General features: G+C 70.7%; 10 protein-coding genes. 5 read left to right on the forward strand and 5 right to left on the reverse strand.

The annotated features are described in order from the left end of the window. Positions 1–13 precede the first annotated feature (13 nt). From ASD77_RS08315 to ASD77_RS08330, 4 genes are all read right to left on the reverse strand, one after another. Positions 14–802 (reverse strand): DNA-binding domain-containing protein, encoded by a 789-nt coding sequence (locus ASD77_RS08315; RefSeq protein WP_162247613.1) that lies wholly within the window; start codon positions 800–802, stop codon positions 14–16. Then, positions 799–1,695, reverse strand: coding sequence for a DUF692 domain-containing protein (locus ASD77_RS08320; protein ID WP_055939862.1), 897 nt, complete (start codon positions 1,693–1,695; stop codon positions 799–801). The genes ASD77_RS08315 and ASD77_RS08320 overlap by 4 nt, the downstream gene beginning before the upstream one ends. Positions 1,696–1,717: 22 nt before the next feature. Further along, entirely contained in the window at positions 1,718–2,038 is a 321-nt protein-coding gene (locus ASD77_RS08325) for a DUF2282 domain-containing protein (RefSeq protein WP_055939865.1), read from the reverse strand. Between the two features lie 117 nt (positions 2,039–2,155). Beyond that, the gene (locus ASD77_RS08330) at positions 2,156–5,014 is read right to left on the reverse strand and encodes a serine/threonine-protein kinase (protein ID WP_055939867.1); all 2,859 of its coding nucleotides are present in this window, start codon (positions 5,012–5,014) and stop codon (positions 2,156–2,158) included. A gap of 273 nt (positions 5,015–5,287) precedes the next feature. Between ASD77_RS08330 and ASD77_RS08335 the strand changes: the two genes are divergently transcribed. The 4 genes from ASD77_RS08335 (at position 5,288) to ASD77_RS08350 (ending at position 9,169) form a co-directional block, all read left to right on the forward strand. Continuing rightward, entirely contained in the window at positions 5,288–6,061 is a 774-nt protein-coding gene (locus tag ASD77_RS08335) for a hypothetical protein (RefSeq protein WP_156383528.1), read from the forward strand. Between the two features lie 26 nt (positions 6,062–6,087). After that, the gene (locus tag ASD77_RS08340; protein WP_082563182.1) at positions 6,088–7,368 is read left to right on the forward strand and encodes a glutamate carboxypeptidase; all 1,281 of its coding nucleotides are present in this window, start codon (positions 6,088–6,090) and stop codon (positions 7,366–7,368) included. A 55-nt stretch (positions 7,369–7,423) separates the two neighbouring features. Then, positions 7,424–7,624, forward strand: coding sequence for a hypothetical protein (locus tag ASD77_RS08345; RefSeq protein WP_055939871.1), 201 nt, complete (start codon positions 7,424–7,426; stop codon positions 7,622–7,624). A 474-nt stretch (positions 7,625–8,098) separates the two neighbouring features. Further along, positions 8,099–9,169 (forward strand): DNA/RNA non-specific endonuclease, encoded by a 1,071-nt coding sequence (locus ASD77_RS08350; RefSeq protein WP_162247614.1) that lies wholly within the window; start codon positions 8,099–8,101, stop codon positions 9,167–9,169. Between the two features lie 10 nt (positions 9,170–9,179). Here the strand turns inward: ASD77_RS08350 and ASD77_RS18310 are convergent, their stop codons facing one another. Next, a complete protein-coding gene (locus ASD77_RS18310; RefSeq protein WP_055939875.1) occupies positions 9,180–11,912 on the reverse strand; it encodes a LuxR C-terminal-related transcriptional regulator in 2,733 nt (910 codons plus the stop codon). Positions 11,913–12,313: 401 nt separating this feature from the next. On the opposite strand from ASD77_RS18310, the gene ASD77_RS08360 reads away from it, so the two are divergent. Beyond that, on the forward strand, positions 12,314–13,723 hold the full coding sequence (locus ASD77_RS08360) for a nucleotide sugar dehydrogenase (RefSeq protein ID WP_082563184.1): 1,410 nt from the start codon (positions 12,314–12,316) through the stop codon (positions 13,721–13,723). Positions 13,724–13,757 lie beyond the last annotated feature (34 nt).

Below are 13,757 nucleotides of genomic sequence, written 5' to 3' on the forward strand. Positions count from 1 at the left end.
GAGGGTGCTCACATCAGGACTCCGGTGGAAGGTCGAAGGCAATGGCCAGGCCATGCGCCAGCAGCAGGGCGAACAGCGCGCCGTCATCGGTGTGCGGCGAGGACGCATGCGCCAGGGCGAAGGCGTCGCCGAGCGTGCGGCCGGCAGCGAGTGCCTCGAGCCAGGCGAGGGCGCCGATGGGCAGTGCGGTCACGCGGACGTCCAAGCGCGGGCGTGCGACCAGGACGTCGTCGGGCACGGTGGTGTCGATGCCATCCAGTCGCGCGTCGGCCGGATCGGACAGTCCCTGGTGCGCCTGCCATACGGTCAGCGCGGCATGTGACGCGCGGAACCACGCGCAAGCCGGATGCAGCACGACGCGCGTGCCGGGCAGGCGCGTCGGTGCCTGCAGCAGGGCGTGGTAGGCGGCGTCGGGCAGCGGCACGGCATCGGCGGCGTGGTAGGCGCGGATGCGCAGCGCTTCGATGCGCGCCACGTCGGCCAGGCCGGCGACCGCGGCGGCCGGCGCGAAGCCGGCGATGAAATCGGGGAAGTCCGACGCATAGTCGGTCAGCACCGGTGATCGCGGCGGATCCGCCAGCACACGCTCGCACGCCATCGCGCGGAAGAACGTCTCGCCCACCAGCGCCTGCGTCACCGGAAACGAGGCAGCCAGCGCATCGACCAGGCTGACGACGAAGGTGTTGCGATGGATCGCCAGGCGGCGTGCGGCGCGCTCGCCGGCGACGCTGGCAGGCAAGGCGGTCTCCGCATGCCGCAGCGCGGTCGCGAAGGCGCCGTGCAGGGTGGCTGCGGCGCTCATGCCGCGGCGCGCCGGGTGGCCGCGTCGTCCAGCCACGCCTGCGCCTGCCGCGCCTGCGCGCGCAGGGTGGCGTAGTCGGGCACGTGCGTGTCCCATTCGATCAGTGTGGGCAGCGGCCCGGTGCGGTCCAGGACGTGCCGGTACAGCGCCCAGACCGTGTCATCGACCGGCGCGCCGTGGTCGTCGATCAGCACCGTCTCGCCGGCGGCATCGACATCGCGCGCATGGCCGGCCAGGTGGATCTCGCACACTGCGTGCAGCGGCAGTGCGGCGAGATACGCGAGCGGATCGTGGCCCTGGTTGTGGCAGGACACGTGCACGTTGTTGACGTCCAGCAGCAGTGCGCAGCCGGTGCGCTGCACGATGGCCGCCAGCAGCTCGGGCTCGCTGTAGGTGCTGCCGGCGATGGGGAAATAGGTGCTGGGATTTTCCAGCAGCAGTTGCAGGCCCAGCTGTTCCTGCACCTGTTCGATATGCCGGCAGACGCGGGCCAGGCAGGCGGCGTCATAGCGCAGCGGCAGAAGGTCGTTGAAGAAGCGGCCGTCGTGCGTGGACCACGCCAGGTGTTCGGAGAACACGGCCGGCCGGTAGCGCGCGAGCAATGCCTGCACGCGGGCAAGATGGACGGTGTCGAGTGGCGCTTCGCCGCCCAGGGACAGGCCGACGCCATGCACGGAGAGCGGCAGCCGTTCGCACAGCGCGGACAGCTGCGCATGCGGAGGGCCACCCGCACCGAGATAGTTTTCCGCATGCACTTCGATGAAGCCGGGCGGCTGCGGGTCGGCGATCAGCCCATCGAAGTGCGCGGGCTTGAAACCGATGCCGGCCTGCGCGGGCAGGCCGGCATCGACCGGGAGACAGTCGGTGCCACGGGGAAGGGTCGCACGGGTCACCGTCGCATCTCCAGCGTTGCGATCAACCGGCCTTGGCAGGCTTGGGCGTGAACGCCGCTAGCTGGCCGAAGCCGGTCGGCGAGGTCTTCGACGCCATCTTGGTGCAGGTGCCGGCCGGCACGTACTTCCACGCGTTGGCCTGGTAATCGGTCTTCGAGGTACCGGCGCAGGTGGTGCCCGGACCGGCGGCGCAGTCGTTCTTGCCGGCCATGGCCACGCCGTAGCAGCGTTCCTTGGCGGCCTTGTCGGCGGCGGAGGCGGGCGTGGCGCCCATGGCCAGGGCCGAACCGAGGGCGGCGGCGAGGGCGAAGGCGGGGACGGCGGTGGTGAAGGGGCTGGACATCGGGAAGTCTCCTGTAGGTGGACCGGAGGGGCCGGCACCGTGCCGGATGTCCCTCTCGCAGGAAGACTTCGTACCGGGAGCGGAAAAGGTTACGTCCGCCGTTGCGCGGACACGCGCTCACTCGGGCAGGGCGATGCGGCCGCTGCGCTCGAAGGTGGCCAGCGTGGCGCGCATCGCGGCGGTGTCGGCATGCGCCGCGCCGGCGGTGGCCTGCGTGTGCGCCAGCGCCTGGTCCAGCCAGGCGCGTGCCTTTACGCGGTCGCCGCGGCGCAGGGCCAGGTGGGCGCGCATCACCAGCGCCTGTCCGCGCATCCTGTGTTGCGCCGCCGTAGCCGGTGGCGTCGGCAGCGTGGCGAGCAGGTCGGACAGGCGGGCGTCGGCGTGGTCCAGGTCGCCGTCGCGCAGCGCCAGCGAGGCGTCCAGTTGCTCGTTGAGCAGGCGCCAGCCGAAGTCGGGCGTGTAGGCGCGCAGCAGTATCCGGTTTTCCTCCAGCAGGCGTCGCGCCTGGGCGAGGTCGCCGGGACGGTCGCGCTCCCTCAGGGCCTCGACCAGGGTGATGCGGTGCGAGGCCGGCACCGGCAGCCCACTACGCCGGCTCTGCGCCAGGGTCGCGTCGAGCCGGCCGATGACGTCTTCCAGTTGCTGCCTGCGGGCCGCGGGGGTCGGCGCCGGGAGGGTCAGCAGGCGCCGCGCCAGCATCGATTCCACCCGCAGCACGTCGGTGTGGTCCGGTGGATAGGCCGTGCGCAGAATGGCATCGGCGCGGCGCAGCAGGGCGGTGCCGTCGACCGTGCTGGCCGGGTCGAACATCGACGCCAGCGCGCGCACGCGCAGCACGTCGGCGTATTCCGGATGCTGCTCGCCGAAGTCGCGGCGGACGATGGCCTCGGCGCGCTCCACGGCGGCGAGGCAGGGAGCGAAGCGGCCCAGCACGCAGTCGCCGTGCGCCAGCAGGCGCCAGCTGCGGCCCACCAGCGGATGCTGATCGCCCAGCAGGCGACGGTACTCGGCCAGCACCTGGCGGGTGGCGGCCTGGCCTTCCTCCATCCGGCCCTGCGCCATCAGCGTGTGGGCGGACAGCAGGCGGGCCGCCTGCGCCACCAGCGGCGCGCCATCGCCGGACAGGCGGATGGCGGCGTGCAGGTCGGCGTCGGCATCGGCGAAGCGCACCTGCCGCAGCGCCCACTCGCCGCGTAGCGTGCGCAGTTCGGCCTGCGCGGTGGTGTCGCCGGTGCGCTCGGCCAGCGCCAGCGCCTGCCGCAGCGTGCGGTAGGCGTCGGCGTGCTGCACGCGGTGCCACTGGCTGCGTGCCTGTTCGGTCAGCAGCTGCAGCGTCACGGCGACGGCGGTGTCCTTGTCCGCGACGGCCAGCGCCTGCTGCGCCACGCGGCCGGCCTCGGCTGGCTTGCCCTGCAGGTTGAGCAGGGCGGCCAGCGTGGCGGCGTTGCGGGTGGGATCGTCGCGCTGCAGGGTGCCGGCCTCGCGGGCCAGGGCGGTGGCGCGGCCGTAGTCGCCGATGGCCATGTAGTTGCGCGCCAGCATCGCCAGCCCGCGGGCCTGCACGTTGGGATGGTCCTGCAGGTCGAGCGCGCGCATGCGCCGTTCGGCGTCGGCGAGCAGCTGCTGCGAGGACATCGGCGTGGCGCCCAGCCCCGACAGCGTAGCGGTGCCGACGGTCTGCTCGAACACCTGCGACAGCGCCTGCGATTCGGCCGCCTCGTGCGCCAGCCGCAGGCTGTGCCAGACCGCCACGCCGGCGCCGGCGACCAGCAGCAGCGCGCAGCCGGCCGACACCGCGGCCACCGTGCGATGGCGGGCGATCGCGCGGCCCAGGCGATAGGCCATGCCGCCGTCGCGGGCTTGCACGGGGCGCAGCTCCAGCCAGGCCTGCAGGTCGGCGCGCAGCGCCGTGATGGAGGCGTAGCGCGCGGCGGGCGAGGGTGCCGTGGCGCGTTGCACGATGGCGTCCAGGTCGCCGGACAACTGCCGCGCCAGTACCGCCGGCGTGCGACAGGCGCGCGCCGTGGCGGTGCCCACGGGTTGCAGCGCGGCCAGCGCGGACATCGGCTCGGCAGCGGCGTCCTGGCCGCCGACGGAGGCCAGCACGGACGGGCTGCGCGGCAGCACACCGGCCAGCAGCACATGCATCAGCCGGCCCATCGACCAGACATCGCCGGTCACCCGCGGCGGCGCGCCGGCCATCGCCTCCGGCGCGGTATAGCCGAACGACGCGGCAAGCCGCGGCAGGCTGCCCGGCGCGGCGAGCGAGGCGGTCAGGCCGAAGTCGAGCAGCTGCACCTGGCCGTCGTCGCTGACCATCAGGTTGGACGGCTTGATGTCCTGGTGCAGCACGCCGTGGTCGTGCGCGTACGCCAGCGCGTCGCAGGCCTGCACCAGCAGCGCCACGCGCCGGCGCAGGTCGGCGCCGCGCGCGTCGCACCAGTCCTCGATGTGGTCGCCCTGCACGTAACGCATCGCGAACCAGGGATGGCCGTCGCCATCCACGCCGCCATCGATCAGGGTGGCGATGCCGGGATGGTCCAGCGCGGCCAGCGCCTCGCGCTCGCGCAGGAAGCCGTCGATCAGTGCGGGCGAGGAGAGCTCGCGACGGATGCACTTCAGCGCCACCCGTTGCTGGTACTGGCCGTCGGCGCGTTGCGCCTCGTAGACGCTGCCCATGCCGCCTTCGCTGATCAGGCGCTCGATCCGCCACGCTCCCAGCCGCTGCTGCAGGCGCGCGTCCTCGCCGGGTTCGGATGCGGTCTGCAGGTCCGACAGGGTGCCGGGCAATTCGTCCAGCAGGTCGGACTGGTGGCCCGCATCCAGCGCCTGGTCGGAGGCCAGCAGCCGGGCCAGCAGCTGGTGCGCGGCCGGGTCGTCCTGCGCCAGCGTCGCCAGCGCGGCGGCACGCCGCGCCGGCGTGAGCGTGATGTAGTCGTCGAACAGCGCCAGTGCGCGCGCGGCGGAGGCACTCATGTCCGCGCCTGCGTCGCGCGCGGACGGCGTCGGGAACCTGGCGTGCGCCGCAGCGGCGGACGGGAAGGGGAGACCTGCATCGCGAGTGCCCTGGGCCCGGGGAGTGCGGGCGGTGTCATGTGAGGTGATCGGGCCGTCGCGGCCGGAGAGGACGCGGGACCGATGGCAGTCGACTCACATTGGTGCTACACAGGCGGCCGCGGGGAGCGCGGCAAGGCAGCGGTTCCGCCGCCCGTCGCGGGGCAGGGGCGACGGCCACCACGAGGGAACGGCATGGCGATCACATGGCGTGTCAGGGTGTTGGCGGGGCTGGTGTGCAGCGCACCGATGCTGGCGCAGGCACAGGCCGCGGATGCGTGGACGTTCCGGCTGACGCCGTATGTCTGGGGCTCGTCGACCGAGGGCTCGTTCGCCCACGCGCGGCTGCCGGTGACGGTATATACCTCCAAGAGCTTCCGCGACTCGCTGGAGGAACTGGACGCCGGCGCGATGGGCGCGTTCGAGGCGCGCAGGGGCCGCCACGGCCTGCTGCTGGACGGCCAGTTCGCCAAGCTCTCCACCACCGTGCAGGTGCCGGTCGCCGGCGCCGCGTTGCCGGTGCGGTTGAAGACGCGCACCACCAGCGGTCTGCTCGCCTGGCGCTACGGCCTGGTCGAACGCGACGCCACCCACCTGGACCTGATAGCCGGCGTGCGCGTGTGGTCGGCGCGCGTGCGCCTGGCGTACGCCGTGCCCGTGCCGACACCGCCGCCGGTGCCACAGCAGTATTCGGGCGAGCAGTCGCACCGCTGGGTCGATGCGCAGGTCGGCGTGAAGGGACGGCACGGCTTCGGCAACGGCGTGTTCGTCGGCGGCTGGGTGCTGGCCGGCACCGGCGAATCCGACCTCTCCACCGACCTGATGCTGCTGGCCGGCTATGACATCAACGAACGCTTCGCGGTGATCGCCGGCTACCGGCGGTTGTCGACCGACTTCGAGACCGGCGGCGGCTTCCGCTTCGACACCACGATGCAGGGCCCCGGCCTGGGGCTGGAATACCGGTTCTGATCGCCCCCACGCACAGGAGTGACGCCATGGAGATCGCACGTACCGCGTTGCACACCGCCGTGTTGCTGCTGGCCACCGCCAGTGTCGGCGCGCAGGCTTGGGCCGCGCAGGCCGACACGGCGCTGCGTGACGCCGCCACGCAGGCGCAGCCGGCGGTGATCGAAACGCTGCGCGAACTGGTGACGACCGAATCCGGTTCCACCGACCACGAAGGCGTCGCCACGCTGATGACGTACCTCGGTACGCGGCTGCGCGCGCTGGATGCGAAGGTCGACCGCATGCCCTCTGCGACCGGCGGCCCGGACCTGGTGCGCGGCGTGTTCAGTGGCAACGGCGCGCTGAAGGTGATGCTGATCGCCCACGCCGACACCGTGTACGACCGCGGCATCCTGGCGCGCGAGCCGTACCAGCAAAAAGGCAGCCTGCTGTACGGCCCCGGCATCGCCGACGACAAGGGCGGCATTGCGGTGATCCTGCATGCCATGGCGTTGTTGAAGGCGCGCGCCTGGAACGATTACGCCACGGTCACGGTGCTGTTCAATCCGGACGAGGAAATCGGCTCGCCCGGTTCCGGCGAGACCATCGCCACGCTCGCCGCCGCGCACGACGTGGTGCTGTCGTTCGAGCCCTCGCCGGCCAAGGCGGTGATCGAACACGAAGGCGTGCTGCTGAGCGCGGCCGGCACCTCGCAGGTGCGCATGAGCGTGCAGGGCCTGTCCGCGCACGCCGGCGCCGCGCCGGAGCAGGGCCGCAACGCGCTACTCGAACTGGCGCACCAGCTGGTGCAGACGAAGGACGTGGCCGCCACCGTCCCTGGCGCGCAACTCAACTGGACCACGGCCAATGCCGGCAACGCGCGCAACCAGATCCCCGAGCGTGCCGAAGCCGGGGGCGACGTGCGGGTGATGCAGGCCGACAGCAACGAGAAGCTGCTCGCGGCGCTGCAGGCGAAGGTGAAGGAACGTCCGCTGATTCCCGACACCACCACGACGGTGACGCTGGAACCGCTGCGCCCGATCTACGTGGCCGGCGACCGCGGCCGCGCGCTGGCCGATCTGGCGCGCGACATCTACGCCGAGCTCGATGGCCGCACGTTGCTGATGCACCCGACCACCAACGGCGGCACCGATGCCGGTTTCGCCGGACGGTCCGGCAAGGCCGCGGTGCTGGAAGGGCTGGGACTGGCGGGCTGGGGCTACCACGCGCGCAACGAATACATCGAGATCGATTCCATTCCGCCGCGCCTGTACCTGGCCGCGCGGATGCTGATCGAACTGGGCAGGCGCGCGCATACCGCATCGCCATGACGCGACGCATACATGGCGCGAACTAGGCTGGGGCCTTTCCTGATGGAGTGCCCCCATGACCGCCTCGACCCGTGAAGACGTCATCCTGCAACTCGACCGCGTGGACACCGCGATGGAAGCCCCCGAGGCCGACAAGCCCGCGATCCTGCAGCAGGCACTGGACTGGCTGGCCGACCACCCGCCGGAGAAGGCCGCCGACTCCCTGTACTACCGCGAACGCCTGCAGGTGATCCGCGAGCGGCATGGTGCGAGGTGATGTCGGTATTGCGGGTTGGCGCCGTGTCCAAGCAATGGCTGGATCATGGCGCCTGCGCCGGTGCAGAGCATCGGAAAAGTGCGACAAGTCCGCTTGCCTGATCCCGTCCCTCGATCCCCGTTCGTGGTGAGCCTGTCGAGCCACGCTTTTCACCGTCATGCAGCAGCGTCATGACTTGTCGATCCATCGCGAAGAGCGTGGTTCGACAGGCTCACCACGAACGGTGCTCACGAAACGGGGTTTCGCCGGCGTGGGTCCCGATGTCGTGATGAGCAGGCTCGTTCCGAGCCGAGCGACACCATGCGGGGCACCGCGCTGCGCTCGGCCTTGACCCGGCGGGGTCGTCTGATCCAACGATGGCCGACCCGCGCAGGCACCTGCGTGTCAGCAGGAGAGATCCCTGCGATCCGTGCGACCGGCCAGGCCGGTCGTTGCGCGGAACCCGTCCGCCTGCCCGACAACCGGAGGCCCACGATGCGCCTTCCACCGCACCTTCGTCCGTGGCCGCGCTTGGCCTTGCTGCTATTCCTCGGCGTGGCGGCCGCCGGCTGCACGACGCGGGGACCGACGCGTGCCGTGCCGGGCGAGGTCGCGGTGAAGCAGGTGCCGAGCCGCATTCCCTCCGATGCGGTCAGCCGTCCGTACTTCCATGACGAGGGCACGTCCGTCGCGATGGCGGAGGATGCCTTTGACCCATCCGCGCTCGCCGGCGATGCCGCGCTCCCACCGCCGGCGACCGAAGACGCGGTCACGACCGCGACGACCGCGCGGGCGTCGACGTCAGCTGCTTCGCACTGTCCCTTCGGCGAACCGGTGCCGCGTCGCGGACTGGATTTTGGTGCGACCGAACGCGTCGTGCGTGCCGGGTACGCGCTGCTGCACAGCGCCGACCTGAAGACGCCGTACTGGGTGTGCGAGACCTACACCACGCGCTCGCTGCAGAAGAACGTCGAGCGTGCCGGGCTGTCGTTCAAGGCCGATCCGTCACTGCAGCAGGCGCGAGCGGTGCCGGCCGATTACGCCGGCTCCTCGCAGCACCGCACGCGCGCCGGCCTGTTCCCCATCGACATCGGCCACATGGCACCGGCGGAGGCGCATTCCAGCAGCGAGCCGCGCATCAGCGACACGTTCTATCTCTCCAATGCGGTGCCGCAGCATCGCGCGATGAACCGCGGCCAGTGGGCGCGACTGGAAGCCTGCGCGCGCACCACCGGCCCGGTGCGCGGGGCCAAGTGGGTGATCAGTGGGCCGATGATCTACACCGAGCGCGATGTGCAGTTCATCACCGTCGATACCCTCGGCGACGGCGTGGTCATTCCCACCCACACCTGGAAGATCCTGGTCTACCGCACGCCGGCCGGCGTGCTGCGTGCCTGGGCCGCGGTGATGCCCAACCAGGGGTTGCCGGAGAACTCCCAGCTCGACGATTTCGTGGCCAGCATCGACGCGATCGAGGACGCGACCGGGTTCGATTTCCTGCCGGACCTCGAGACCCGCGAGCAGTCAGCGCTGGAGCGCGCGACACACCCGATCCAGTGCCAGTGACGACAACGTCCTACGTCGTCAGTCCAAGTTCTCGCGCGGCGGCTGCGGCCTGCGTACGGTTCTCCACCTGCAGCTTGCTGAGGATGTTGGCCACGTGCCAGCGCACGGTGTTGACCGAGATGAACAGCGTCGTGCCAATGTGGGTGTTGGTGGCGCCGTCCGCGAGCAGGCGCAACACCCTGAGCTCGCGCCCGGTCAGCGTTTCGGCCACGCCATTGACCAGGACGGGTACGCGGACGCTGGCCGAGAACGGTGTGGTGGCATCGGTCGGATGCCGGCCGACGGCGGCGCAGATGCGTGCCAGGTAGTCCGCTTCGATCGGCGACAGCACCGAGCTGCCCGCGCGGTCGCGGGCGAAGGCCACGAAGGTGTCGCCGGCCGCCTGGCCCTGGTCGAGGATGCTGCGCAGGAAACCTTCCTCGGCGCCCAGCGCCAGGATCCGGCGGGCGACGGTGAAGGCGGCGTCGTGCCGGTGCGTCTGCACCAGCGCGACGATCAGCAGCGACAGGATCTGGATCTTGCGGGCGCGGCGTTCTGCCGCCTTGGCCAGCAAGGCCAGCGATTGCAGCGGGGCGATCGTCGCCTCCGCATGGCCTTCGGCGATCAGCAGCCGGCACTGGCTGATCGCCTGCAGGCCCGCCGGTCGCGACCACACCGTCGGCAGGGCGATGCCGTCGGCGATGCCGCTGTGGCGCGCGAAACGCCGCGCGCCGGCGACGTCCCCGGCCAGCAGGCGCAGGCGGATGCTTTCGCTGTTGGCCAGCGCGCAGGTGCGCTCGAAGGCCGCTTCGACGTTGATCGTGACGGCCTGGTCCAGGTGGGCGAGGGCGGCATGGATCTGGCCGCGTGCGCCCAACAGGCCGGCCATCGCCACGAAGCCGCCGGTGCGGATGTCGACGTAGGCGCATTCGTCGACCAGCGGCAGGTCGTTCTCGAGGATGGCGTAGGCGTCGTCCAGCTCGTTGGCTTCGTAGTGCAGCGCGGCCAGCAGTACGCGCGGCATCGCGGCGTTGAAGGAGTGCTCGCCGCTGGCGCGGACGGCGACATCGAGCGCGCGCAGAAACTGCACGCGCGCATCGGACAACCGGCCCTGGGCCTGGTAGGTCAGTCCGGTGATGCAATGGCTGTAGCAGATGCCGTAGGAACAGCCGGAATCGGCGTGGAAGCGGGCGGAGCGTGCGGTGGATTCCAGCGCGTGCGCGTACTCGCCGCGGGCCAGCGCGACCAGGCCGGCCACGTTGTTCAGACATCCGGACAGGAAGTGGTAGTCGGGGGCATCCGGAAAGCGCACCGCCGACAGTGCGCGGGTGCGGTCGATGTCGTCGGTCATCAGCGCCACGATGGTGCGCAGGGTGTGGATCTCCCCCTCCAGCACGCGGCGTGCCTCGTCGACGCCATGGCACAGCGTGTCGATGGCCGCTTCCACCCGTTGCAGCAGCGCTTCGGCCAGGTGGACCTGGGCCATGTGCGCCACCGCCCAGCACTGGTACAGCGGCAGCCGCGGATTCTGCTCGAGCACCTGCGGCGGGAAGCGCTGTATCCAGCGCGCGACCTGCGGGATGTGCCCCTGCTTGATCATATCCACGGCGAAGCGCTCCACCAGCATCGCGGCGTGGTCGAAGTCGTCCGCGTCCAGCGCCATGTTGACGGCTTCCTCGTGCAGCCCGGCGTCGGCGAACCAGATGCTGGCGTTGCGGTAGAGCGTGGCCAGCGACTCCGGGTGCCGGCGCCTGAGCTGCGCGCGAAGGAAGTCGCGGAACAGGTGGTGATAGCGATACCAGCGCCGCCGGGCATCCAGCGGAAACAGGAACAACCCCAGCGTCTCGACCTGTTCGATCATCGCCTGCGCATCGTCGAAGCCGAGCAGCGCGTTGCAGACTTCGGCGTTCAGGCGGTCGAGGATCGAGGAATACAGCAGGAACTGCTGGATCTCCGGCGACTGGCGGCGCACCACCTCGGTGGTCAGGTAGTCGGCGATGTCGCGGGTATCGCCGGACAGGCCATGGATCGCGCTGCGTGCATCGTGGCTGTGCTGCAGGAACAGGCGGGTCAGGTGCAGGCCCACGCCCCAGCCTTCGGTATGCCGCAGCAGCAGGTCCAGTTCGCGTGGCGCCAGTTGCAGGCCGCGGGCCTGCGCGAGGAAGGCGTCCGCCTCGCTGCGGTTGAAGGTCAGGTCGCGCACGCCGAGTTCGCGCAGCGCATTGCGGCCGCGGTAGCGGGCGACTGGCAGCGCCGGTGCCACCCGGCTGGCGATCACCACGTGCAGGCGCGGGGACGAGCGTTCTATGAGCTGGTGGACCAGATCGTTGAGGGCGGGATTTTCCGCAACATGGTAGTCGTCCAGGAAAAGCACGCGATCCTCGTCCAGGCCATCGAGGTCGTTGACGATCCTGATGGTCGTTTCGTCGCTGTCGAGCGCGGACACGCGGCCTTCCACGAAGCTCGTCGTCGCCGCCGAGATCACCGCCTGCGTGCGGTTGAAGCCGGCGATCAGGTGGCGCACGAAGATGAAGGGGTCCTGGTCGTTGCGGTCCAGCGACAGCCAGACGGCACGGACGCCCAGATGCTGGTGCCATTGCGTGATGAGCGTGGTCTTGCCGAAGCCGGCCGCGGCGACGACCAGCACGACCTTGGGCAGCGTGTCGACCTGCGGCATCGCCAGCCGCGGGCGCTCGATGGCATCCGCGGGCCGGCTCGGCGGGCGGAGCTTGGTGGACAGGATGTGCGGAGCCGCGGACGACATGGTGTCTCTGATCGCAACGTGCAGCTGGTGCCGACCCGGCACCCGTGGCGGTGGCGTCGTCCTGGGGCCACGACGTACCCGGCGGGTACGTTCCGTTTCCGCGCCGCCGTGTGGTTGCGTGCGCAACGGCAGTGGGGCGGTGCAAGCGGCCTCGGCGGATCGGCGTCGGCGATGAGGCCACTGTACGCCCGATCCTCATGCCGCCTGTCTGGTGTGAGTTCACTTTTCAGAAGTGACAGGACGGGGACACGGCGCACGAATGTGCCGTCCTTTTGGAGGGTGACCTTCCGCCAACCGCGTCGCATCTTGGCATCCAGCGAAATCCGCAGGCCGATGGCTGGAGCGACACCATGGAGCGTCGTGAGCTTCCGCACTCCCGTTCGAAGTCCGATCGTCCCGCCATGGCCGGGTACGACGAGGCGTCGGCTGGCGATCTGTCGCTGCTGGACGAGACTCCCGCAGCGCATGCCTGCACGGCGGCGTGCATCGAACACTACGACGATCCGCCGCCGGCCGGCGACGCCAGCCTGCTCGGCCATGTGGCCGTCGCCGTGGTGGGGCTCGGTTACGTGGGCCTGCGCGTGGCCACGGCGATGGCCGGCACGTTCCCGACGGTCGGCTTCGACGTGGACGAGACCCGCCTGTCGACGCTGCGCAACGGCATCGACTGCAGCGGTGAAGTCGCGCAGGACATCCTGGTGCACAGCCGGCTGAAGCTGCACTCCGACCCGGCGGCGCTGGCCGACAGCAATGTCTTCATCGTGGCGGTCCCCACGCCGCTGACGCCGGGCGGCAAGCCCGACCTGGGCATGCTGGAGGATGCGTGCACGATGATCGGCAAGGTCATGGCGCCGGGGGCGACGGTGGTGATCGAGTCGACGGTGTACCCCGGCACGACGGAAGAGGTCTGCGGTCCGGCGCTGGAGCGCGCCAGCGGACTGCGCTGTGGCGTGGACTTCCAGATCGCCTACAGCCCCGAGCGGCTCAATCCGGGCGATACCCGGCGCGACTTCGCCTCGATCGTCAAACTGGTCGCGGCGCAGGACCGCCGCACGCTCGACCTGGTGGCTGCGGTCTACGGCTCGGTGGTCGGCGCGGGCGTACATCGCGTCGACTCCATCAAGGTGGCCGAAGCGGCCAAGCTGCTGGAGAACACGCAGCGCGACGTCAACATCGCGCTGATCAACGAGATGGCGCAGATCTGCGGCCTGCTCGGCATCCGCGCCGCCGACGTGCTGCGCGCGGCGGGGAGCAAGTGGAACTTCCTGCCGTTCACGCCGGGCCTGGTCGGTGGACATTGCGTCGGCATCGATCCTTACTACCTGGCCGACGCGGCGCAGCGCTCGGGCTACCACCCGCGGGTGATCCTGGCGGCCCGCCAGGTCAACGAGGGCATGCCCGCGTACGTCGCCAGCCGGATCGTGCTGGCGATGGCCGCGCAGGAGACGCGCGTCCGCGGGGCACGGGTCGGCCTGCTCGGCATCACCTTCAAGGAAGGCGTGCCGGACATCCGCAATTCGAAGACGGTCGAACTGGCGCAGGCGCTGGCGCTCTACGGTATCCAGGCGCACATCGCCGATCCGCGCGCCGATGTTTACGAAAGCCGTGCCGCGTTCGGCATCGAGCTGGAGGACGAGACCGACTGGGGCGATCTGGACGTGCTGGTGCTGGCAGTACCGCACGCGGAATTCATGGCCCGCATCTACGACCAGGCTGAGCAGTCGCTGCGTCCGCAGGGCCTGTTCGTGGACCTGAAGGCGGCGCTGGATCCGGCGTTGCTGCCGGAGGATGTTTTCTACATGGCGCTTTAGGGGAGACGTACGCGGGCCGGCGCGGAATGCGTCC

The sequence above is a fragment of the Pseudoxanthomonas sp. Root65 genome, from assembly GCF_001427635.1.
In the GTDB taxonomy this organism is placed as follows: Bacteria; Pseudomonadota; Gammaproteobacteria; order Xanthomonadales; family Xanthomonadaceae; genus Pseudoxanthomonas_A.

Excerpts from the sequence above, each read along its gene's own strand:
- ASD77_RS08315 (WP_162247613.1), bottom strand. The coding sequence starts at position 802 with ATGAGCGCCGCAGCCACCCTGCACGGCGCCTTCGCGACCGCGCTGCGG.
- ASD77_RS08325 (WP_055939865.1), bottom strand. The coding sequence starts at position 2,038 with ATGTCCAGCCCCTTCACCACCGCCGTCCCCGCCTTCGCCCTCGCCGCC.
- ASD77_RS08330 (WP_055939867.1), bottom strand. The coding sequence starts at position 5,014 with ATGAGTGCCTCCGCCGCGCGCGCACTGGCGCTGTTCGACGACTACATC.
- ASD77_RS08335 (WP_156383528.1), top strand. The coding sequence starts at position 5,288 with ATGGCGATCACATGGCGTGTCAGGGTGTTGGCGGGGCTGGTGTGCAGC.
- ASD77_RS08340 (WP_082563182.1), top strand. The coding sequence starts at position 6,088 with ATGGAGATCGCACGTACCGCGTTGCACACCGCCGTGTTGCTGCTGGCC.
- ASD77_RS08345 (WP_055939871.1), top strand. The coding sequence starts at position 7,424 with ATGACCGCCTCGACCCGTGAAGACGTCATCCTGCAACTCGACCGCGTG.
- ASD77_RS08350 (WP_162247614.1), top strand. The coding sequence starts at position 8,099 with ATGCGCCTTCCACCGCACCTTCGTCCGTGGCCGCGCTTGGCCTTGCTG.
- ASD77_RS18310 (WP_055939875.1), bottom strand. The coding sequence starts at position 11,912 with ATGTCGTCCGCGGCTCCGCACATCCTGTCCACCAAGCTCCGCCCGCCG.
- ASD77_RS08360 (WP_082563184.1), top strand. The coding sequence starts at position 12,314 with ATGGCCGGGTACGACGAGGCGTCGGCTGGCGATCTGTCGCTGCTGGAC.